The following is a 23,306-nucleotide window of genomic DNA, read 5'->3' as shown; positions in this document are numbered from 1 at the left end:
AATAACTCTATAATTATAACAAGCTAGGGAGAGGTACATGCCTTTAATACGCTTACTCTGTATTACGCTGTTCAGTTTAGCGCTCGCAGCCTGCGGTGGCGGTGGAAGCCTTGAAACCGAAACAGGTTCAAACGATAACTATAAACTTGTGGTAACCATGACCAGTTTTGACTCAGGGGAAGGCATTTCGACAGTGTCTAAGGACATCCCTGGTAAATTGGTCGCGACATTGACTAAAAATGGTCAACCAGACACCAATAAATTAATTTCTTTTACACTCGATGGCGAGATTGGTGTATTGGATCCTACGGCAGGGACTGCGCAAACAAATTCGTCAGGTGAAGCACAAATCAAATTACGTGCGGGTAGTGTTGCTGGTGCAGGTACGGTGACGGCCTCATTTTCTGTACCAGGTGGTTCAAACTTAACGGTTGAGCATGTATTTACAAGTCAAGGTGATGAGGGTGATACCGGTGGGGATGGTGATGTAACTATTTCTTTGTCTGTGTCATCAACCACAGTGTCAGCGGCTAACCCTATCATCGTTTCAGCGGCATTGACTAAGGATGGGGCTGTAGTAAGTAATAAGAAAGTGACATTCACTTCTTCATTAGGTGCATTATCCCCTTCATCAGGTACGGTTTTGACAGATGCAGAAGGGGTCGCACGACTTAATTTAACCGCTGGTAATGTTAAAGGTGCGGGCACAGTTACGGCGACGTTAGATTCAGGTGAATCTGAATCTCTCGACTTTCAAACACAAGGTGACGACACGGGTGTAGTCGGTGATATCAATATCACTATGCAGTTAGTAGACCTCGATGGAAATGAAATTACCAATATTGCGGCATCTAAGCCTGGGCGTGTGATTGCAACTGTCAATGGTATTACAGCGCCTGTTATCGTGACCTTTGAATCTACTGTTGGTGAAATACCAATTAAAACGGCGATTACTGATGCAAATCATCGAGCGACAGTTGATATAATTGCCGGCTCATTATTAGGTGCTGGTACTATTACAGCATCTATAGAGACAGGCGAAACCGGTAAAAAACTTTTTGTAGTGGGCTCTTCAACCGTCATTATGGGATCTGGTGATCCACTAGTAGAGGGTAAGGCGGAGATTAGCTTAGCGCAGATTTCAGCAGGTGGTACAACGGTTGTGTCTGTTAGAATTGTTGATGATCAAGGTAATTTATTTAGCGAGCCGGTTGATGTCAACTTTAGTTCAAGTTGCGCCACATTAAGCACTCCGACGGCTAAACTCAGTACTCCAATTACAACGTCAAATGGTATCGCGAATAGTACTTACCTTGCCAAGGGCTGTGTCGGTGATGATCCGATTAATGTCACTGCAAACGCTGGTGGTATCAATTTATCCGCAACAGGTGTTGTGAATGTCTTACCTGCAAATGTAGGCAGTATCGAGTTTATTTCAGCTTCACCAGAAAAGATTGCTTTGCTTGGCACTGGCGCCTTGGGTGGGTCTGAAAGCTCAACGGTTATCTTTAGAGTGCTTGATACCAACGGTAACCCTGTCAATAATCAAGTTGTGGACTTTTCACTTAATACAGATTTAGGTGGTATCACGATTATTCCAACAAGTGGTACAACTGATAGTCAGGGTCTTGTTCAAACCGTGGTTAACTCAGGTACTATCGCAACTTCTGTGCGAGTGACTGCGATTATTAATGGCTCAAATCCTGTCATTAGTTCTCAATCAAGTGTGTTGGTGGTTTCAACAGGCATCCCAGATCAAGACAGTTTCAGTTTATCCGCATCAGTCCTTAATCCTGAAGGCTGGGATATTGATGGTAATCAGGTGGAAATTACCGCTCGATTAGCTGATGCGTTTAATAACCCGGTTCCGGATGGAACTGCAGTAACCTTTACAACTGAAGGTGGTTCAATCGAACCTTCTTGTACAACAGATAATGGTGTGTGCTCTGTTAAGTGGACCAGTCAATTTCCAAGGCCCGAAGGCGTAAAGCTATTTAATCAAGAAGGTGTAGTTGTTAGAAAACCAACGAATTTTGAGAAATTCTATGGTCAAAAATATGGTGGCCGTGCGACGATTACAGCTACGGCTATCGGTGAAGAATCGTTCCCTGATTTAAATGGTAACGGTCGTTTTGACGCAACTGAAATGAATGCTTTTTTAGGCACTAACATAAGCGGTAAACCTTATGATCTCAAAGAGGCATTTGTTGATCATAATGAAGATGGCTTATATAACCCATCGGAAGGTGGTGATGTTAACAATAGTGGTGCATTAGAAGAGTTTGTTGACTTTAACAATGACGGTTTATTTACAGCTAAAGACAACAAATATAACGGTGTATTGTGCTCTATCCCTGCTCATGAAGGTTGTTCAGAACAAAAATCATTGAATGTACGCAGAAGTCTAGTATTAGTGATGTCTGGAAGTACTGGCTTTAGTACAGTTGGTGATGCCAAGCCTTTAGTGATGACAGGTGAAAACACTGATAGTACTTCTTTTATTATTGCTGATTTGCATAATCAACCTATGCCTGCAGGGACTGTAATCTCGTCAGTCGCCACGGTAGGCTCGGTTGTTGCTGGCGGGGAGTATACCTGGCCAAGTACCAATTTTAATGGTGGCTTTGCGTTTTCTGTGTCAGTGAAAGGTGAAAAAGAACCTAAATCAGGTAGCTTGATTATATCTGCTACGACCCCTTCAGGATTTTCAACTGCATTAGGTAGTATTCCAATTACAATAAATTAAAATTGTAATTGATTTGAAAAAGCGGCATTAAGGTAATTCTTAATGCCGCTTTTTTACATTCTCAGCAGGAAGAGATGCTAATCAAAAAGCAAACAATCTGCACAAAAAACTAGCTAAAATTGCAATTTATTGAAAAAACTTTCAATTTATTGCTTGTCACACTGGCAGTTTGTCGATATACCTTTAATAATAGAGCCCAAAATGGGTGTAACTAATCAATTTGAATACTAATTGTTCATAAATAGGCAGACATGGGTAAATCGCTAGTAATTGTAGAGTCACCGGCTAAGGCTAAAACAATTAATAAATACTTAGGGAAAGATTTTGTTGTTAAGTCCAGTGTTGGGCATATCCGCGATCTTCCTACTTCCGGCCAAAACAAAAAAGCACCGGCAACGAAAACGCCTGCTGAAGTGCGTAAAATGGATCCTGAAGAAAAGGCCGCTTATAAAAAAGCTCGCGACTATACTAATTTAGTTGCTCGGATGGGCATTGATCCCGCTAAAGGTTGGGAACCGCATTATGAAATCCTGCCAGGTAAAGAAAAGGTTGTCCAAGAATTACAAAAATTAGCAGAGACTGCCGACCAAATTTATCTCGCAACGGATTTGGATAGAGAAGGGGAGGCCATCGCTTGGCACCTTGAGCAAGTAATTGGAGGCGACGAATCTAAGTATAAACGAGTTGTTTTCAATGAAATTACAAAAAATGCAATTCAACAAGCCTTCTCGACACCCGGCGAACTTAACACTGATATGGTTTATGCACAGCAAGCGCGTCGTTTTCTAGACCGAGTTGTTGGTTTTATGGTGTCACCGCTACTTTGGCAAAAAGTAGCCAGAGGTTTATCTGCAGGACGCGTACAATCAGTTGCTGTGAGAGTATTGGTTGAGCGCGAACGTGAAATCAAAGCATTTGTACCAGAGGAGTTTTGGGATCTTCATGCAGATGTAGTGGCCAAAGAATCACATATTCGTCTAGCAGTAACTAAATATCAACACTCCGCTTTTAAACCTGTTAATCAAGCTCAAACAATGGCGGCTGTGACGGCATTGCAATCTGCGCCATTTACAGTTGTCGATAATGAGAAAAAACCAAGCAAGAGTAAGCCAAGCGCACCTTTTATTACGTCAACAATGCAACAAGCTGCAAGCACACGCTTAGGTTATGGTGTTAAAAAGACGATGATGTTAGCGCAGCGCTTATATGAAGCGGGTTACATTACTTATATGCGTACGGATTCGACTAATTTATCGACTGATGCAGTTGCAAGTTGTCGAGAGTTCGTAGAAAAGAAATATGGTTCTCAATACTTGCCAAGTGAGCCAATTTCATACAGTTCAAAAGGCAATGCTCAAGAAGCTCATGAAGCGATACGCCCTTCTAACGTTAGTTTCATGTCTGGCGATTTAGATGGCGTTGAAGCGGATGCTAAGAAGCTCTATGAGTTAATTTGGCGACAATTTGTAGCGTGTCAAATGGTGCCAGCTCAATATGACTTGACCACTATCACTGTAGAAGCTGCAGATTACCAGTTAAAAGCAAAAGGACGCGTGTTGGTCTTTGATGGCTGGACACGTGTACAACCCGCTGTTCGTAAAAAGAATGAAGACGAGCAAGCTCTGCCTAAAGTAGCTGTTGGTGATACCCTGACCTTACAAGAACTCGATCCTCAGCAACATTTTACTAAACCGCCTGCACGATTTGGAGAAGCGAGCTTAGTAAAAGAGTTAGAAAAACGTGGTATTGGTCGACCATCTACTTATGCCGCGATTATTTCCACAATTCAAGATCGGGGTTATGCCCGTGTTGAGAATCGCCGTTTCTTCGCTGAAAAAATGGGCGAGATAGTCAATGATCGCTTAGTTGAGAATTTTACAGATCTGTTAGATTTTGACTTTACAGCTAAGATGGAAGGTCGCTTAGATGACATTGCACTTGGTAATCTAGAGTGGACCGATGTACTCGATACTTTTTATAAAGACTTTTCTACTCAGTTGGAAGTTGCAGGCAAAGAACAATCTGAAGGTGGGATGCGTCAAAACCAAATGGTAGTGACAGATATCGAATGTCCAACATGTCAACGCGAAATGGGTATTCGAACAGCATCAACGGGTGTGTTCCTTGGCTGTACAGGTTACAACTTACCACCTAAAGAGCGCTGTACTACCACCATGAACTTAACCAGTGGTGACGAAGCGCTGGCGGTTGATTCTGAAGATGCTGAAACTGAAAGCTTAATGCAAATGAAGCGCTGCCCAATTTGTGAAACTGCGATGGATTCATATCTAATTGATGAACATCGTAAACTTCATGTTTGTGGTAATAATCCAGCATGTGAAGGATATTTAATTGAGAAAGGTACGTTTAAGCTTAAAGGATATGAAGGACCACTGATCGAGTGTGATAAATGTGGTGCTGATATGCAGCTTAAAGCGGGTCGTTTTGGTAAGTATTTTGGATGTACAGCCGAAGAATGTAAGAATACTCGTAAGTTATTACGTAATGGTGAAGCTGCGCCGCCAAAAGAAGACCCTACGCATCTACCTGAACTTGAGTGTGAAAAATCTGACGCATATTTTGTATTGCGGGACGGAGCTGCGGGTATCTTTTTAGCGGCATCAACGTTTCCAAAATCTCGAGAAACACGTGCACCGAAAGTATTAGAGTTGCAACGTTTTAGAGATCGCATTTCACCTAAGTTTCATTACTTAGCTGATGCACCTGCCGCTGATCCTGATGGGCAAGAGGCAATTGTTCGCTTTAGCCGAAAAGCAAAAGAGCAATACGTAATGTCAGAAGTCGACGGTAAAGCAACTGGCTGGACTGCTCACTTCAGAGATGGAAAGTGGGTTGAAGAGCTTAAGAAAGCCACAAAGAAAGTGAAAGAAAAAGAGAAATCTTAATTTCAAACTTATACAAAAAAACCGGCTAAAGCCGGTTTTTTTGTATATATGAAAATAAGTTATAACAACACTACTTGCTTACCATTTCTTTTTAGGTGCAAATAATACGTCCAAATCGTCTTGTTCTTGCGCAGCCTTTTTCTTACGGTCAGTTGCATTAGTCACTTTTAACTCAGTGGTGATTTCTTCGAGGTAACCCTCGATTTCACTACGCTTAGTTGTTATGTATTCATCAGTGTAAGTTTGCGCAGAAAGGGTTGCGAGCGCTTTTTCAAAGTATTGGCGCGCAGAGCCTAGCATATTAGCAGAACGTGCGGCCATGCCTCTTTTAGCTTGGCTATCGACATTTATTCTAAGTTGGAGTTTTTCAAGACGTTTATCTTCATTTAAGAAAAGCTGTGTATCGACCTTACCTTTAGTGTGCTCTGAACGGAGTAAATTGCGTAATTTTTTGATCCCCTGGACAAGGGCGATGATTTGCTTGTCATTATCGGGTAGGGCAACTTTATCATTAGCCGAGCTGTCGTTACTTTGTGAGCTCTGCATTCGTTCATTTGATTCAACTAATCGCGACTTTAATTCTTTAGAATTGGGTGAAAGCTCACACATAGATTTGAGGGAATCTACAATACGCTTGTGCATGACGCCAATTAGGGCTGAAGACATTGGCAGGTTAGCGGCATTCATTAAGATATCTTCTGTTTCTTCAATGATTTTTTTGTATTTAGTTAACTCTTGACGTCGTTCGACTTCTTGTTTTTCTCTGTGTTGCTGAATAGCATGTACCCAGACCGCGATGACGATCAGTGCAACGATTAATGTGACGATGATAGCGGCTATCATAAATACTTCTCTTTAATATTGATCATGGCTTATCCCTCTAATATTACATACATTTATAGACTTAGGGTAGTGTTAGGGTAAATACACTTCCATTAAGTTGGCCCCCATTCGTGAGTGTAATCTGACCATGTTGATTCTTATTTGTGTGAGCGTTTGCAATTAAACTCGCAAAATATAAACCTAAGCCGGTTCTACTCTTTGCTAGTGTTGCTGGTGACATTTCATCTGTTGCTTTTTCAAGCATTTCATCTGGGTAGCCATCACCGTCATCCATAATTTGTATTTGTAACATATTATCTTTTATTGATGCACTCAGTCGAATTGCTGATTTAGAGTAACGCATCGCATTTACGAGGATGTCATTGAGTAAATTACTGATCAGGTCATGGTCAAAAAACCAGCAAAGCTCATCATCAACCTCAATACTACAGTGTAGCACTTTGTTTTGAATATAAAGTTCATTTTTAGTGATTAGCTCTTCAAATAGCTCGTCTAAGTAATGCTCTTCAATATTTAATGGTAAGGTTGCTTGGCTATTGCGATACAAAGCTAGCAGTTGGAGTAAATTTGAATTTAAACGGGCTATTTCATAATGGAACTGAGCGAATTCAGCACGGGTCTTGGGGGTATGCTCAAGCTCAGTGCTGATAGTATCGATTGATTGTAATAATAAACACAGTGAGTTTTTCATGTCATGCATGCTTGCAGCAAGGACGGTTGAAAAATCGAGAGGCGAATGAGACATATTAAACCTTAGTCGCTAAAAGCGCTTTGAGGTGGTTGAATAAATTTTGACTATGAGCAAATCGGTGATCGCCCGGATCGATCGATTCTAACGATTGAGCACATAGGGTAATTAAAGATGGCTCAACCTGCTTAAACTGTTTATCAGCTGCAAGTCGATATAAACATTGTAATAGATTCAGTGCAATATTCACATTGCTAGGGGAGTTTATCAATGCTGTTTTAAATGCTTTTTTCGCTGTTAAGTAATCTTTTTCTTTAAACTTTAACATTCCTTGACGATTGTAATTATTGGCTTTGTCTATGTTTTCTTGTGTAAATTGCTCGGCTTGATGCGCTAAAAATTGATTCGATATTGATTGTTTCAGTTCTGGCTCGTCTAAACGTTGTCCAACAAAGGTAATTTCATTGATTAAATAGGGCTTTAATGTGTCTGGTAATGAATGGCATTTCTGTAATTGTATTTCCATCTCACTGAGTGCTGTACCTTTGTCGTTGGAGAGGTATTTGAGTAAGATTTGATGTAAGTTCACCACTAAGCTCAACTGTATATCATTAGGATATTTACGATTGATTTCACGGTACAGGCTAGCGTAATCCTTGGGAACTCTTAACGACAGGCTCCCATACGAGCCAAATTGAATTTGCAGCATAGTTTGTAATAAAGTGACAAAATCATCGGGCCGTATCTTGATTGAGTAACGTCCAAGCCCGATCACACGTTTAAAGGCATTAAGCGCAGTCTCAAGTTCTAAATATCGAAGCGCAAGTTGCCCTAGTTTTCGTTGTCTGATGAGTGTATTCGGCGAAAGGTCACAAGCCGTTTTTAAGAGTGTATAAGCATGCTCGAAATTACCCATGGCACAATCGGATTCTGCCAATAAGTCATACGCTTCAAGGGCATATTTATTTTTTGAGATTATTTTTTTACAAATTGTTTGTACGTCCGCCAATTGATTGATGCCACTGTATGCTCGGGCAAGTCCCATCTGTGCCCACGTTAATTCATGTTGTTCAATGACTGTTTTGAAAACATTAATGGCCTTAGGATAAAGGCCTGACTTAAGATAAATATCACCTTTTAAACGTAAACATTGCATCGATAGGCGTTTATTTTTTTGCATTAAGCTGTCGCAAAGTTCAATAGCGGTTATATTTTTTCCCTTTGCCAACGCAGAATGAACTGGTTGAAAGACTTCTTGTAATTGCACAAGTTTATCGAGCCGTGTTTTCAGAATATTTTTAGTGAATGGTTTGGCTAAATAATCATCAGGTCGGTACTCTAATGCTCCCATCACTAGTTCCATAGCCGTTTCGCCAGTAATTAGAATATACAAAGTACCGGGCTTTAATAATTGGCGATAATTAAGCTCCTCAAGGACTTGTAATCCACTTAAGCCATCACCTAAGTTGTAATCGACTAATACGACTTGATGCTGATGCTCAGCATATTTACGAATAGCTTCTTCGCCTTCACTACACGTATCAACATGCTTTACGCCAAAACTTTCGACCATTTGTTTGATTGATTGTCGAAAGTCAGAAAAGTCATCAACTACAAGAAACTTGAGATTCGTATAACGTTGTAGAGGATTGTTCATAATTGCGAAATTGATTTAACCATTTATTAAATGTAGCGCTTTGTGGCTAAACTAGTAATTATATTGATGAAAAAGTGCTTTTTTGAGCAAAAATCCTGATTTACTTTAATTAACACTTGGAATAGCCAGCGCAAACGATTATAAATAAAGGTAATAAGAATAGACTAAAACGATCATGAAATTACAACAACTTAGATACATCGTTGAAGTGCTCAATCATAACCTCAACGTTTCTGCTACCGCTGAAAGTCTTTATACATCGCAACCTGGTATTTCTAAGCAAGTTCGAATGCTAGAAGATGAGCTCGGTGTTCAAATCTTTGGCCGAAGTGGCAAACACTTAACGCATGTAACCCCTGCAGGCAAAGATATTATTAATATTTCGCGAGAAATTTTATCTAAAGTTGAAGGGATCAAAGCTGTTGCGAATGAACATACTTTACCTGATCAAGGTAAGTTAAATATTGCGACAACGCATACTCAAGCGCGTTATGCACTCCCGCAAGTGATCCAAGGGTTTATGACAAAGTTCCCAAAAGTGTCTTTACATATGCATCAAGGGACACCGCAACAGATTTCTGATGCAGCTGCTCGTGGAGATGCGGACTTTGCCATTGCCACTGAAGCGCTGCACTTATATTCTGATTTAGTGATGCTGCCTTGCTATCACTGGAATCGCAGCATCGTTGTTGCAAAAAACCACCCACTGGCACAAAAAGCGAATAACCTGACGATTGCAGATGTTGCACAGTATCCATTAATTACCTATGTTTTTGGCTTTACGGGTCGTTCAGAGCTTGATAAAGCGTTTGGTAAACATGGATTAGAGCCACAAATAGTCTTTACTGCAACCGATGCTGATGTGATTAAAACCTATGTACGTTTAGGATTAGGTGTGGGTGTTGTCGCCTCAATGGCGATAGATAAACAAACCGATCAAGATTTAGTCTGTATTGATGCCAGCCATTTATTTGAAGCCAGTACGACTAAAATAGGCTTTAGAAAAGGCACTTTCTTACGCACTTATATGTATGACTTTATTGAACGTTTTGCCCCTCATTTGACCAAAGAACGAGTTGAAAGAGCGAGTTTATTACGTAATCAAGATGATGTTGATGCTTTATTTGCTGATATAGATCTTCCGGTGAGATAGAAATTCTTGTACTGGGATTAAAACATAAAAAAGGGGCTCAATTGAACCCCTTTTTATGTTTATAAGATTAACACTCGATGATATTTACCGCTAAACCACCCCGTGCAGTTTCTTTATATTTAGTTTTCATATCATTGCCTGTTTCCCACATGGTTTTAATGACTTTATCAAGGGATACTTTCTGATCACCAGATCCACGCAGCGCTAAGCGTGATGCATTAATGGCTTTTACCGCCCCCATGGCATTTCGTTCAATACAAGGGACTTGCACTAAGCCACCGACAGGATCACAGGTGAGGCCTAAATTATGTTCCATTCCAATTTCAGCTGCATTTTCAACATGCTCAATATTACCACCGACAATTTCAGTCAATGCACCTGCAGCCATAGAGCAAGCAACCCCTACTTCTCCTTGGCAGCCAACTTCAGCACCAGAAATAGAGGCATTCTTTTTATATAAAATCCCAATAGCGGCAGCGGTCAGTAAATAACGCGTAGCAATGTCGCGATCGACACGTTTGACGAATTTATGGTAATACATCAATACGGCAGGAATAATGCCCGCGGCACCGTTCGTAGGCGCAGTGACAACTCGTCCTCCTGCGGCATTTTCTTCATTGACTGCCAGTGCAAATAAGTCAACCCAATCCATCGCACGAAGTGGGTCATCGTTACTTTCAACGTTGAGCTGCAGATATAAACTAGGCGCACGTCGTTTGACTTTTAATCCTCCAGGAAGGATCCCTTCTGTGCGGATCCCACGCTCAATGCAAGCTTTCATCACTTTCCAAAGATTAAATAATTCATCTTTGATGGTTTCTTCATCGCGTAATGTTTTCTCATTTTTCATCATTAAAGTTGAAACACTGAAACCATTTTCTTTGCACATTTCGAGTAATTCTTTCGCGGAATTAAAGTCAAATGGGGCAGGGTTAAGAGTGCGAATTTCGATAGCGGCTTCTTTTTCAGAATCAAAATCTTGTTCTGAAACAATAAATCCACCACCGATAGAATAATATGTCTGGCGGTGTAAGATTTCTTTGCCTTTATAGGCGAGGATTTCCATCGCGTTACTGTGTTTTGGCAGTGTTTTACGACGGTGAAACACAATCGCACCTTGCGTCGGAAACTTCGCAGGATGGCTTTGATCAAGATAGATAATTTGTTCTTGTTTAATTTTCGCTAAAATAGCATCAACTTGATCAGCATCAATTGTTTCAGGATCATAGCCAGCAAGACCTAAAATCACTGCCTTACCAGAACCATGCCCAACACCTGTTTGACCAAGAGAGCCAAACAATTCAACTTTAACTTCAGTTATTTGCTCCATCAAGCCGAGTTGTTGTAACTCTGCAACAAATAGACGTGAAGCGCGCATTGGGCCAACAGTGTGAGAAGAAGAAGGGCCAATACCGATACTAAACATATCGAATGCACTGATCATATAAAAATACTCTTAAAACCTTGAACGGGCGCTAATCATAACTTGTATACAATTTGATGCAACCAACAAATGTCGCTCTAAGAGACTTGTTTGACCAGATTGAGAGTAATTTGAGCAGTCGCTCCCCATAGCAAGCCATATGGGGTTTTAAAAGCCCTGAGCTGACGTTTTTTATTGGCTCGAATAAAGGATAGAGGTTGCCAATTTTGACTTAACGCGAGCTCTGAAAAGGGGATATAAAAGACAGACTCCACTTCATTGTTATCTATTTTGATAGTGTTTATATCGTTAATTAGGCCAACAAAAGGTTTGATTTCAAAACCGGTGAGTGTCCAATAGGATTGAAGCTCACCTAAGAGTGTTATTTGCTGCTTAGGTAAGCCGAGTTCTTCATGGCACTCTCGAAGCGCAGCGCCTTGTAAAGAATCATCTGTTGGTTCAAGTTTGCCACCTGGAAAACAAATTTCAGCAGGGTGATGTTTGAGATAACGAGGTCGTTTGCAGAATAAAATATGAAGCGTGTTATCAATCTCGCAGATAGGGATTAATACTGCACTTTTTTTCGCTGGGTGCGGGAACCCCTGATTACCGCTTAATGATAGTAATTGGAAACGATTGATAAATTCATTGAGCGTCATTAATTAACCTAAAAGGGGTAAAATTTTATTTACTTTATCGAATGTTTCTTGGTACTCAGCATCCACATTTGAATCAGCGACTATGCCTCCACCAGCCCAACAATATACGTGTTGTTGATTAAAAACGAGGGTGCGAATTGTAATACTGGTATCCATGTTGCCACATGCAGAAATATAGCCAATAGAACCACAATAAACGGAACGCTGATCCGGCTCAAGCTCTTCAATGATTTCCATCGCTCGTATTTTTGGTGCACCTGTGATTGATCCTCCCGGAAAAGCAGCTTCTAATTGATCTAGTGCGGTTTTCCCTTCGGCAAGAGTTGCAGTCACAGTGCTGACCAAATGATGAACTGCGGGATAACTTTCGATTTTGAATAAATGAGGGACTTCGACGCTACCAGGAGTGGCCACTTTACCTAAATCGTTTCTTAATAAATCTACAATCATCACATTTTCAGCTCTGTCTTTTGATGATAAAGAGAGCTGAACAGCTCTGGCTGCATCTTCTACAGGATCAACACTTCGTGGCAATGTCCCTTTAATGGGCTTTGTCTGAATGTGTCCATTAGCAATTTTAATGAAACGCTCTGGCGAAATTGAGGCAATACATCCTTGTGGGTGATTGATGAAACTTGAAAATGGCGCTTGATTCGCCTCTCGCAATGTTAAGTACGCCTGCCATGGATGGCCTGTATATGTTGCTTTAAATCGTTGTGCAAGATTAATTTGATAGCAATCACCAGAACGAAGATAAGCCTGAATTTGCTGAAATTTTTCAGTGTAGCTGGTTTTATTTAAGTTCGATTGCCAATCACAAGTGAGAGAAAATTGAGGTGCGCTACAATCAAGAGCGGTATCTTTTAGGTAGAGCGCTAAGCGATCGTAACCGGGCTGTGCAATGTAAAACCAAGCGTGTTGCTCATAACTGTAAATTAAAGCGTCAGGATACAAACCGACGGCCATATCAGGAAGGCTGATCTCTTTGCTCGCAATATTAGGTAGCTTTTCTAAATATCGACCAAGATCATAAGAGAAATAACCGAGCAGCCCGCCTGAAAAAGGCAAAGAGTGGGGCGCTTTTTGCGTTGCAAATTGCGCCAATTGTTCTGCTAATACTGTAAAGGGTGAATCTGTGCAGGTGTGCCCATTGAGTTGGCACTGATTATTGAATGCTTCGATGGTTGCAATCGGTGAGATTGCGATGATGTCAAATTGCTGTTGTTTGTTATCAGGGTTGGCTGAATCGAGCAAGATGGCCCAAGGGCTCTGTGCAAATTGTGCAAATAATTGGGTGCTATTGAGCGAAATGTCTAATTTTTTGCACGATAATTGTTCGTTTATCATTAACTTCTACTTACCAGACTGGCCGCAAAGGGGCTTGGAGGGTATTATAGAGAAGATAATAAACGAAACTGGTAGCATTTTCAGCTCTCGTTGCAAGATCAACAAGAGCAAATGTAAACTAAAGCCTCCGTCAATGGTTTAACGACTTTAAAGGACCGACCATGAGCATGATCCGTCAGCAAGACTTTATTGATAGCATCGAAGATGCATTACAATATATCTCTTTTTATCATCCACTTGATTTTGTTCAAGCATTAGAAAAAGCCTATCACAAAGAGCAATCTAAGGCTGCCAAAGATGCAATTGCACAAATTCTGATTAATTCACGCATGTCAGCAGAGGGTAAACGTCCATTGTGTCAGGACACTGGCATCATCACCTGTTTTGTAAAAGTAGGCATGGATGTATCGTGGGATAAAACCGACTTAACCGTCCAGCAAATGGTTGATGAGGGAACTCGTCGTGCCTATTTAAATCCAGACAATCCGTTACGTGCGTCAATTGTTGCAGACCCTGCAGGTAGCCGTAAAAATACCAAAGATAACACACCGTCTGTTGTGCACATTGATTTGGTTGCAGGTGGTGAAGTGGAAGTGATGGTTGCGGCCAAAGGCGGCGGTTCAGAAAACAAAACAAAAATGGTCATGCTAAACCCGTCTGATGATGTGGCTGAATGGGTTGAAAAAACCTTACCAACCATGGGAGCGGGTTGGTGCCCACCGGGTATGTTAGGAATAGGTATTGGTGGTACAGCAGAAAAAGCTGCGGTACTGGCAAAAGAATCATTAATGGATCCTGTTGATATTCATGAGTTAATGGAGCGTGGTGCAGAAACCACTGAAGAAAAGCTTCGCCTTGAAATATTCGAACGTGCTAATAAATTAGGCATTGGTGCACAAGGTTTGGGTGGGTTAACCACGGTTGTTGATGTTAAAGTCAAAACAGCACCTACTCATGCGGCTTCAAAGCCCGTTGTGATGATCCCAAATTGTGCAGCAACCCGTCATGTTCACTTTACATTAGATGGTTCAGGCCCTGCGGATTTAAAAGCACCTAAACTTGAAGATTGGCCAGAAGTCACGTTTGAAGTCGGTGCGGACACGCGTCGCGTGAATTTAGATACGCTAACTAAAGAAGATACGCAAGAATGGAAAATGGGTGAAACTGTTTTACTTTCGGGTAAAATTTTAACCGGACGCGATGCGGCTCATAAACGTTTACAAGATATGATCAATTCAGGTCAAGGCTTGCCTGAAGGGGTCGACTTTGATAACAAGTTTATTTATTACGTTGGCCCAGTGGATGCGGTGCGTGATGAAGCGGTGGGTCCTGCAGGTCCAACGACAGCAACACGTATGGATAAATTCACCGATATGATGTTAGAAAAAACAGGCATCATAGGTATGATAGGTAAAGCTGAGCGTGGACCGGCAACTGTTGAATCAATTAAGCAGAATAAATCAATTTATTTGATGGCTGTCGGTGGCGCGGCTTACTTAGTGTCTAAAGCAATTAAAAAAGCCCGAGTGGTTGCGTTTGAAGATCTTGGAATGGAAGCGATTTATGAGTTTGAAGTCGAGGACATGCCAGTCACTGTTGCGGTTGATAGTGAAGGTGCCAATGCACATACTCAAGGTCCTGCAATATGGAAAGCCAAAATTGCAGAATTAGATAAAGAACTCAGTAAATAAACAACGAGATAAAGAGCGCATTTGCGCTCTTTTGTTTTTCTTAATAATAACAAGGTATAAAATGATAAAAAGCACTCTAAGTTTTGCCATGCTGGCAAGTTTAGCTTCTTACGTGCAAGCGGCTGAGCCACTGACCGTAGAAAAACTGAATACATTTAATAAAATTGGTAATATTGCCTTATCACCTGCGGGTGATCAAGTTGTCTACTCACTCAAAACGCCAAATGGCAGTGATTTATATTTAAAATCACTAAAGAATAAGTCTGTAGATCTTAAGCTCACTAGCCACCCAAGCACAGAGCATTCTGTTACTTGGAGCCGTGATGCAAAAAGCATTTTCTTTTTAGCCAATCGCACTGGTCAATCTCAAGTGTGGTCACTCAGCCTATTTGGAGGCGAGGCTGTTCAAGTCACTGATTTAGCGCTTGCTGTTAATGGTTATACCTTGTCGCCAGATAACAAAAAATTAGCACTTGCACTTGAAGTGGTACCAAGTTGTGACACTATTGCCTGCACAGTTAAAAAGACGGCTGAATTTAATAACGAAAAACATCACGCCATGGCGTACGACCAATTATTAATGCGTCATTGGGATACTTGGTCAGATAGATTACGTAGCCATCTTTTTGTGGCGGATGTTACAGAGCAACCAATCACAGACGCTAAAAACATCACAGCAGGATGGGATACCGATATTCCAGCTAAGCCTTTTTCGGGCATGGAAGAAGTGACGTTTACCCCTGATAGCAATCATGTTGTTTTTTCGGCTAAAGAACCTAGTCGTGATCAGGCTTGGACAACAAACTTTGATTTATTCAAAGTCTCAGTGCAAGGTGGAGACATAGAGAATTTAACCAAAGATAATTTAGCATGGGACTCTCAGCCGCAATTTTCATCAGATGGACGCTTTATGGCCTATCTAGCAATGAAAAAACCAGGTTTTGAATCTGATCGATTTGGTTTGATGATTAAAGATCTTAAAACAGGCAAGTTAGACGAAGTGGCACCACTTTGGGATCGCAGTATCTCAAGTTATACGTTTTCGCCTAATAACCGTGCAGTTTATGTGACGACACAAGATGTCGGACAAAAGAGCATCTATGAAATCAGCACTCATTTTGGTGATGTCAGAAAAGTGTACTCTGATGGTATCGCGGGTGATGTGCAACTTGCTGATAACAAAATTATTTTTAGCCGTCATACACTTAATTCCCCAAAAGATCTTTTCCAAATTAATATTGATGGTTCAGAGCTAGTACAACTCACACAAGTGAATGAATCGAACCTCGCGTCGATTCAATTTGGAGAATCGTCACAGTTTAGTTTCCCTGGTTGGAATAAAGAAACCGTGCATGGTTATTTAGTCAAACCATGGAATTATCAAGAAGGTCAAAAGTACCCAATTGCGTTTTTAGTCCATGGTGGGCCGCAAGGTTCATTTGGGAATATGTTTCACTATCGTTGGAATGCCCAATTGTGGGCTGCACAAGGCTATGGCGTTGTGATGATAGATTTTCATGGTTCAACAGGTTATGGCCAAGAATTTACCAATTCAATTTCACGTGACTGGGGTGGCAAGCCACTTGAAGATCTGAAAAAAGGCATGGCGTATATTACAAAACAAGAGCCTTGGTTAGATGCAAATAACGCGTGTGCGTTAGGGGCATCGTACGGTGGTTACATGATGAACTGGATTGCAGGTAATTGGACTGATGGCTTTAACTGTTTGGTGAATCATGCTGGGTTATTTGATATGGATAGTTTTCACCAAACAACAGAAGAGCTTTGGTTTGCTGAGCATGAAATGGGCGGCGAGTTTTGGCAAAAAGACGGGGATTACAAAAAGTTTAACCCTGCTAACTATGTCGACAACTGGAAAACGCCGATGTTGGTGATCCATGGGCTTAAAGATTATCGTGTACCGTATGCGCAAGGCCTAGGTGCGTTTACCACTTTACAGCGTAAAGGAATTGACTCTCGATTAGTGGTGTATCCAGATGAAAATCATTGGATTTTAAACCAAGATAATCTGATCCATTGGTACGGTGAAGTGTTTGACTGGATGAAAAAACACACGCAACAATAACGCGAATATAATAAAAAACCCCGATAACTTATCGGGGTTTTTTAATTTCATCGTCTTGCATGAAGCTTAATTCAACTCAATCGCAATCGCCTGCGTTGTCGATTCTTGTTCTAATCCAACTGGAATAGCAGGGACATCAGGTTTATCTAAGGCAATGTCACCTTCACCTAGCGGCACATCAGTTTTTTGTAAATTCGCAAAATCAAACAAGGACAGATCGGCTAAATGCGAAGGCGTGACATTTTGGATGGCAGTAAAAATAGTTTCAATACGCCCAGGATGGCTTTTATTCCATTCTTGGAGCATCATTTTAATATTTTTACGCTGTAAATTCTCTTGTGAGCCACATAAATTACACGGAATAATAGGGAATTTTTGATGCTCTGCATACGCAGCAATATCAGCTTCTTTACAGTATGCAAGCGGGCGAATAACCATATGCTGACCATCATCTGAAGCGAGCTTTGCAGGCATACTTTTTAATTTACCGCCATAGAACATATTCAAAAATAACGTTTCTACTATATCGTCTCTATGATGCCCTAGTGCGATTTTGGTTGCCCCGATTTCAGTAGCTGTACGATACAAAATACCGCGACGTAATCGTGAACATAGAGAACAAGTCGTTTTACCTTCAGGAATAATATCGGTGACAATTTTGTAGGTGTCTTCTTCCACAATTTTGTAGTCAATTCCTAATGATTGAAAATACTCAGGTAAAATATGCTCAGGAAAACCAGGCTGTTTTTGATCAAGGTTCACAGCTATCAGCTCAAATTTGATTGGAGCAGAGCGCTGTAGATTTTGCAAAATATCGAGCATCGTATAACTGTCCTTTCCACCAGACATGCACACCATAATACGATCGCCTTCTTCAATCATATTGAAATCTGCAATCGCCTGACCTGTATGGCGGCGTAAACGCTTTTGTAACTTATTAAAGTTATATTTCGCTTTTTCTGTGAGTGAATGTGACATTGATGCCCCTTGATCCGTACTTCAAAAATAAGGGGCGTATTATAGGAGGAATTTGTGCAGTTAAAAAGTGATATCAATCAATATCACTTTTTATTATTAAGTAGGCTTAGTCTTGGAGTGGACTGACATAGCCTTCAGGCTTAAGCGCTAACACATCACAGTTTAAACTATCGATAACGTGTTCAGCGGTATTGCCTATTAAAGCTGCACTAAAACCAGTGCGACCGACTGTGCCAATCACGACCAATTCGGCATCAATTTTATTGGCAATCATTGGAATGACATCTTCAGGAAGCCCTTCTTTTACATGGCAAAGTGCCGACGAAATTCCATATTGTGCGGCAATGCTTTCGGTGCATGTTTTATGGTGTGCTTTGACCGACTCATTAAACTCGGAGGCGTTAAATTCAGGGATTTCAATGGCAATGTTCACAGGAGTGCCGGGGTAGGAGTTCACCAAATGGACATCTGCAGTTGCCAGTTGTGCAACAAATTGTGCATCTTTAATAATGCGGTGATTGAGACTTTGATGCTGCTGATCTTCACATGATGCATGGACAGCAGCCAAAACATGGCCATTTTCAGGCCAAGCGTGTTCTTTAACCAGTAATACAGGTGTTGGACATTTACGAATTAAATGCCAATCGGTCGGGGTAAAAATCACTGATTTTAGCGTGTCGTGTTGATGTGTGCCTTTAACGACTAAATCATATTTTTGGTCAATCACATGAGTAATAATGGCTTCAAAGGGACGGTTATGCCAAATAACTTCACAGTTAATAGTCAGCTCACTTTGATAAGGTGCGATTAAGCTTTCAATCCATTGGCGTTTTGATTGGATCACCGCTTCACGCATCGCATCACGTTCATCGTGAGACAACATAGTGGTCATTTCGTATGAAAAATCATAAATAGAGAGAAATGCAGTAATAGATGCACCCGATTTCTTTGCTAATTCGAACGAGCGCAGCAATCCTTTTTGTTGTTCTTTGCTTGGATCGATGACGGCAAGAATTTTTTTGATTGAATTCATTTCAAGGGCCTTACACTTAATTAGGTTAAATTAAGTGTAAGTGATAATAGGAAATTTAGCAGATAAAAGTCGGGTTTGTTTGTGTCAGATCAAGGTTTGATAGCCGCAATTTTATCTAATTCTTCAGCATCAATGATAGTGATAAATTTACCTTCAACTTTAATAACTTGTGCTTTTTGGAAACGACTCAATAAGCGACTAATGGTTTCGACTGTGAGGCCTAAATAGTTACCAATTTCGCCACGAGTCATGGTTAAACGAAATTCCTTTTTAGAAAAACCACGCTCACCAAAACGGCGCGATAAATTAGCTAAAAATGCCGCCAGACGTTCTTCAGCTGTTTTTTTATTTAATAACAACAGCATTTCTTGATCGTAGTTGATTTCACTACTCATCATTCGCATCACTTGTTGGCGCAGTTTCGGTAACTTACCACTAAGTTCATCAAGAGTTGTATAAGGAATTTCGCATACCATGGCTGTTTCCATCGCTTGCGCATAGCTCTGATGTTGCATTTTATTAATGGCATCAAATCCAACAATATCACCTGCAAGATGAAAGCCAGTGATTTGCTCTTCGCCTTGTTCTGATAATGTATAGGACTTAAATGAACCGGAGCGTACTGCATAAATAGCCTTCAAGGGCTGTGATGATTCGAATAAAAAATCACCTTTATGCAGGGGCTTTTTACGTTCGATGATTTCATCTAGCTTATCCATTTCATCATTGTTTAATGTAAATGGGATACATAACTGGCTGATACTGCAGTTATTACAGCTAATCGTGCAGTGAGATTTTGACGCGAGTTTATTCTTGAATTCCATTGATCATCCATACACAACTGGGAATGTTGTCTAGCTTAATGCACGGCTTTGAGCACCGCAATAGTAAAAAGGTAGAAACCATAAAATACTAAAAAATTACCCATTATTAGTCTAAAAATCGGCTTATTAAGCCATTTTGATGCTGTTTGTGCTGTCCAGCCTAAAGAGAGCATTGCAGGGGAGGTGCCTAAGGCAAAGACACACATAAACAGTGCACCTTCAAGGGCCGAAGGGGCAGAGATAGACCAAGTTAATGCTGAGTAGACCAACCCACATGGTAACCACCCCCATAAAGCACCATACGCTAAGGCTTTTGTTTTTGAATCAAGGGGCATAAGGTAGCGGTTTAATTTTACAAGGTGTTGCCAAACGGCCGCTTTACCAAGAGATTCAAGCCAATTGAGTGTCGCGGCCAATCTCATTATGTATAAGCCAACCAGCACCATAAACAAGGCACTGAGATAACTTAAAAACTGTGACAAAAGTAACGATTGGCTAGCAAAGTAGCTACTAACCCCTGCAACCAAAGCGCCAGCAAGGCTATAGCTCAAAAGACGTCCAAGGTTGTACAGTACCGTATATAACTTCGCTTGCGAGGGATCTTTGACAGCTAATTGCAACGAAGAAGCCACCCCGCCACACATGGCTACGCAATGACCGCTGCCAATCAGTCCCATCATAAATGCAGTCAGATAAAAAGAATCAATCATTACTTTTGTTGTGCTGCTCTTTATCGTCTTCAAATAAGATGCTGTGCGCTTGTTTATCTAAATTAGAAAATTGCTCACTGCGAACAGCCCAAAAGAAAATACCCAGAGCAATAATGACTAAAAGGATGGCGATGGGAATTAATATGTAAATTATACTCATACTTTTAATAGCCTTAATGAGTTAGTGATCACAATGATCGAGCTGGCAGACATACCAATGGCGGCAGCCCAAGGCGGTACAAGGCCCATGGCCGCAAGCGGTAAAACAGAGCCGTTATAACACAATGACAGCGCTAAATTTTGTTTAATTATACGTCTTGTTTTCAGACTTATTTGGTGAAGTTGCTGCAGTGCGTTTAAATCAGAGTTAAGTAAAACAACATCGGCAGTATTTTTTGAGATATCTGCACCACTGGCCATTGCAATCGACAAATGCGCACTATTAAAGACGGGGCTGTCGTTGACTCCATCTCCAACCATCGCAATAACATGCCCGCTATCACGGATTGTTTCAACATGGCGTTGCTTGTCGCTTGGTGTACAGCCGACTTGGAGATGTTTGATTGCGAGAGAATCAGCTAATTTATTGCCAGCTTCAGATGAGTCACCAGTCAGAATATGACTTTGGATGTGTTGTTCGTCGCAATAACGAATTAACTGCTCTGCGTGATCTCTGACTTTATCACTGAGCTCAAATGAGGCTACGGCTTTTTTATCAACGTACAACACGACTTGACATGAAGTCTCGATTTCATCAAACCAGGCATTTTGGCCAATGGCGACATGGTAGCCGCGATATTCGGCGGTAATGCCAAGTCCAGTGTGGATTTCGATATGCTGGACATCTGCTGGGTTAATCGCGATTTGTTTTTCAGCCCCAGATTGGATAAATGCTTTAGCGATAGGGTGCTCTGAATGCAGTTCTAAAACATGTGCTAATGCAAGTAAATGTGATTCATCGAATTGCTTGGGTAATTGAGCAGGGTAGAAACGGCTATTCAATATAGTAAATCTACCTTCCGTAAGAGTGCCGGTTTTATCAAAGGCAATCGTATCAATCTTGGTGAGTGTTTCTAGCACGTGGGCTTTTTTAATTAACACTCCTTTTTGTGTCAAGTTCGCCACAGAGCAAGTCAAGCCGGTCGGTACGGATAAGCTCAATGCACAAGGACAAGTGGCGACTAACACTGCAATCGTAATCCAAAACGCATGGCTTGGATCTATTTGATACCAGATAACGGCAGTAATCGATGCAAAAATCAATAATAAGGCGACAAACCACTGCGCTACTTTGTCAGTGACCTCTGCGATTCTTGGTCTGCTTGCCAGTGCTTGATGCTGCAGGGTGACGATTTGATTGAGCAGTGTATTTTGGCCAACTTGGTTGATTTGCACGGTAATCACACCATCGTGATTGATGGTTCCGGCAAAAACTTGGTCACGCTGTTTTTTACCCACCGCTTGATGTTCACCGGTCATCATCGATTCATCAACTGTAGTGCGTCCTTTGATAACAATGCCATCGGCAGGAATGGTTTCACCAGGTTTAATGAGTATTAAATCATTCAGTTTCAATCGCTTAGCAGCAATGACTTTTTCTTCACCGCCATCATCGGCCAAACGCGCTGTTAATGGGAGTAGTTTTTGTAAGTTAGCAGTAAATTCGGTGGCCTTTAAACGCGCTCTAAATTCAAGATATTTACCGAGTAGAAGCAAAAACGTAAACATACAAATGGATTCAAAATATACTTCACCAGTTTCAAAAAACGTTGCCCAACTACTTGCAGCATAAGCTCCAAAGATGGCCAAAGAAACGGGTAAGTCCATGTTTAGTTGCTTGGCTTTTAGGCCTCGCACCGCATTGACCAAAAAGGGCATGGCGGAGTATAAAATCACTGGTGTGGCAAGACTGAAACTTATCCAGCGAAAATACAGCTCAAAATCTTCGTCCATGCCTGAAAACATACCAAAGTACATTGCAAAGGCAAACATCATCACTTGCATGGTCATTAAACCCGCGACTCCTAAGCGGCGGATATACGATTTAGCGACTTGTTTTTTCTGGTGTTCTTCCTCATCGGCTTGGAAAGGGTAGGCTTGGTAACCTATCTTGGCTAACGATTCGATGATTTGACTTAGCTTAATACTTGGGCGATGCCAATGAATAAGTGCTCGATGGGTTGATGTATTGACATCAACACGGATAATTCCCGCCAAGCCAAGTAATTGCTTTTCTATCAGCCAGGCGCAAGCAGCACAGCTTATCCCTTCAATGCTGAGCAACAGCTCAGCTTGATCATCTTGGCCAGTGATAAAATCAGCTTGGATGTCTTCATCATCATAGCTTTTGAACATCTCGAGCTGCTCTGGGATCAGCTCTTTTACTTTTCCTGCGGCTTCGGTCCTGAACTTGTAGTAGTCGGTCATTCCACCTTGAATGATGGCTTCGGCTACCGCTTGGCAACCTAAACAGCAAACAGGTTGTGCTTGGTGATTAAATTCAACATGTTGAGAGAAACCAAGGGGGATGGGTTCAAGACAATGAAAACAGGTATTGCTCAT

At 41.2% G+C, this 23,306-nt stretch carries 17 protein-coding genes; 5 read left to right on the top strand and 12 right to left on the bottom strand.

Features of this window, described 5'->3' with window-relative positions:
• Positions 1–37 precede the first annotated feature (37 nt).
• A complete protein-coding gene (locus PULV_RS02365; RefSeq protein ID WP_227009339.1) occupies positions 38–2,746 on the top strand; it encodes an Ig-like domain-containing protein in 2,709 nt (902 codons plus the stop codon).
• Between the two features lie 251 nt (positions 2,747–2,997).
• On the top strand, positions 2,998–5,652 hold the full coding sequence (gene topA / locus PULV_RS02360) for a type I DNA topoisomerase (RefSeq protein WP_193330838.1): 2,655 nt from the start codon (positions 2,998–3,000) through the stop codon (positions 5,650–5,652).
• Between the two features lie 78 nt (positions 5,653–5,730).
• On the opposite strand, the gene PULV_RS02355 is transcribed toward topA, so the two are convergent.
• The 3 genes from PULV_RS02355 to PULV_RS02345 form a co-directional block, all read right to left on the bottom strand.
• A complete protein-coding gene (locus tag PULV_RS02355) occupies positions 5,731–6,495 on the bottom strand; it encodes a hypothetical protein (RefSeq protein ID WP_193330837.1) in 765 nt (254 codons plus the stop codon).
• A gap of 61 nt (positions 6,496–6,556) precedes the next feature.
• Positions 6,557–7,240 (bottom strand): sensor histidine kinase, encoded by a 684-nt coding sequence (locus PULV_RS02350; protein WP_086743075.1) that lies wholly within the window; start codon positions 7,238–7,240, stop codon positions 6,557–6,559.
• Between the two features lies 1 nt (position 7,241).
• Positions 7,242–8,840 carry a response regulator gene (locus PULV_RS02345; protein ID WP_086743076.1) on the bottom strand — a complete coding sequence of 533 codons (1,599 nt, stop codon included), beginning with the start codon at positions 8,838–8,840 and terminating at the stop codon, positions 7,242–7,244.
• 175 nt (positions 8,841–9,015) lie between these two features.
• Here PULV_RS02345 and cysB point away from each other — a divergent pair, with 175 nt between their 5' ends.
• On the top strand, positions 9,016–9,993 hold the full coding sequence (gene cysB, locus PULV_RS02340) for an HTH-type transcriptional regulator CysB (RefSeq protein WP_086743077.1): 978 nt from the start codon (positions 9,016–9,018) through the stop codon (positions 9,991–9,993).
• A 67-nt stretch (positions 9,994–10,060) separates the two neighbouring features.
• Here cysB and PULV_RS02335 read toward each other — a convergent pair whose 3' ends face one another.
• The 3 genes from PULV_RS02335 to pabB all read right to left on the bottom strand — a co-directional run bounded on the left by PULV_RS02335 (position 10,061) and on the right by pabB (position 13,422).
• Positions 10,061–11,437, bottom strand: a complete 1,377-nt coding sequence (locus PULV_RS02335; protein ID WP_193330836.1) for an L-serine ammonia-lyase — start codon at positions 11,435–11,437, stop codon at positions 10,061–10,063.
• Positions 11,438–11,514: 77 nt separating this feature from the next.
• Positions 11,515–12,075 (bottom strand): NUDIX hydrolase, encoded by a 561-nt coding sequence (locus PULV_RS02330; protein ID WP_086743079.1) that lies wholly within the window; start codon positions 12,073–12,075, stop codon positions 11,515–11,517.
• A gap of 3 nt (positions 12,076–12,078) precedes the next feature.
• Positions 12,079–13,422 (bottom strand): aminodeoxychorismate synthase component I, encoded by a 1,344-nt coding sequence (pabB, locus tag PULV_RS02325; protein WP_086743080.1) that lies wholly within the window; start codon positions 13,420–13,422, stop codon positions 12,079–12,081.
• Between the two features lie 161 nt (positions 13,423–13,583).
• Between pabB and PULV_RS02320 the strand changes: the two genes are divergently transcribed.
• Together PULV_RS02320 and PULV_RS02315 are read left to right on the top strand one after the other, a co-directional pair.
• A complete protein-coding gene (locus PULV_RS02320; protein ID WP_086743081.1) occupies positions 13,584–15,113 on the top strand; it encodes a fumarate hydratase in 1,530 nt (509 codons plus the stop codon).
• Between the two features lie 61 nt (positions 15,114–15,174).
• Entirely contained in the window at positions 15,175–17,199 is a 2,025-nt protein-coding gene (locus PULV_RS02315; protein ID WP_193330835.1) for a S9 family peptidase, read from the top strand.
• A gap of 66 nt (positions 17,200–17,265) precedes the next feature.
• Here PULV_RS02315 and ttcA read toward each other — a convergent pair whose 3' ends face one another.
• The 6 genes from ttcA to PULV_RS02285 all read right to left on the bottom strand — a co-directional run bounded on the left by ttcA (position 17,266) and on the right by PULV_RS02285 (position 23,306).
• On the bottom strand, positions 17,266–18,177 hold the full coding sequence (ttcA, locus tag PULV_RS02310) for a tRNA 2-thiocytidine(32) synthetase TtcA (RefSeq protein WP_193330834.1): 912 nt from the start codon (positions 18,175–18,177) through the stop codon (positions 17,266–17,268).
• Between the two features lie 106 nt (positions 18,178–18,283).
• Positions 18,284–19,210, bottom strand: a complete 927-nt coding sequence (gene uspE, locus PULV_RS02305; RefSeq protein WP_193330833.1) for a universal stress protein UspE — start codon at positions 19,208–19,210, stop codon at positions 18,284–18,286.
• A gap of 89 nt (positions 19,211–19,299) precedes the next feature.
• On the bottom strand, positions 19,300–20,034 hold the full coding sequence (locus PULV_RS02300; protein WP_086743085.1) for an FNR family transcription factor: 735 nt from the start codon (positions 20,032–20,034) through the stop codon (positions 19,300–19,302).
• Positions 20,035–20,069: 35 nt separating this feature from the next.
• Positions 20,070–20,744, bottom strand: coding sequence for a sulfite exporter TauE/SafE family protein (locus tag PULV_RS02295; protein ID WP_193330832.1), 675 nt, complete (start codon positions 20,742–20,744; stop codon positions 20,070–20,072).
• A complete protein-coding gene (ccoS, locus tag PULV_RS02290) occupies positions 20,737–20,904 on the bottom strand; it encodes a cbb3-type cytochrome oxidase assembly protein CcoS (protein ID WP_086743087.1) in 168 nt (55 codons plus the stop codon). The genes PULV_RS02295 and ccoS overlap by 8 nt, the downstream gene beginning before the upstream one ends.
• On the bottom strand, positions 20,901–23,306 hold the full coding sequence (locus PULV_RS02285; RefSeq protein ID WP_193330831.1) for a heavy metal translocating P-type ATPase: 2,406 nt from the start codon (positions 23,304–23,306) through the stop codon (positions 20,901–20,903). The genes ccoS and PULV_RS02285 overlap by 4 nt, the downstream gene beginning before the upstream one ends.

The organism is Pseudoalteromonas ulvae UL12 (assembly GCF_014925405.1).
In the GTDB taxonomy this organism is placed as follows: domain Bacteria; phylum Pseudomonadota; class Gammaproteobacteria; order Enterobacterales; family Alteromonadaceae; genus Pseudoalteromonas; species Pseudoalteromonas ulvae.
This window is presented reverse-complemented; position numbering and strand designations above follow the sequence as displayed.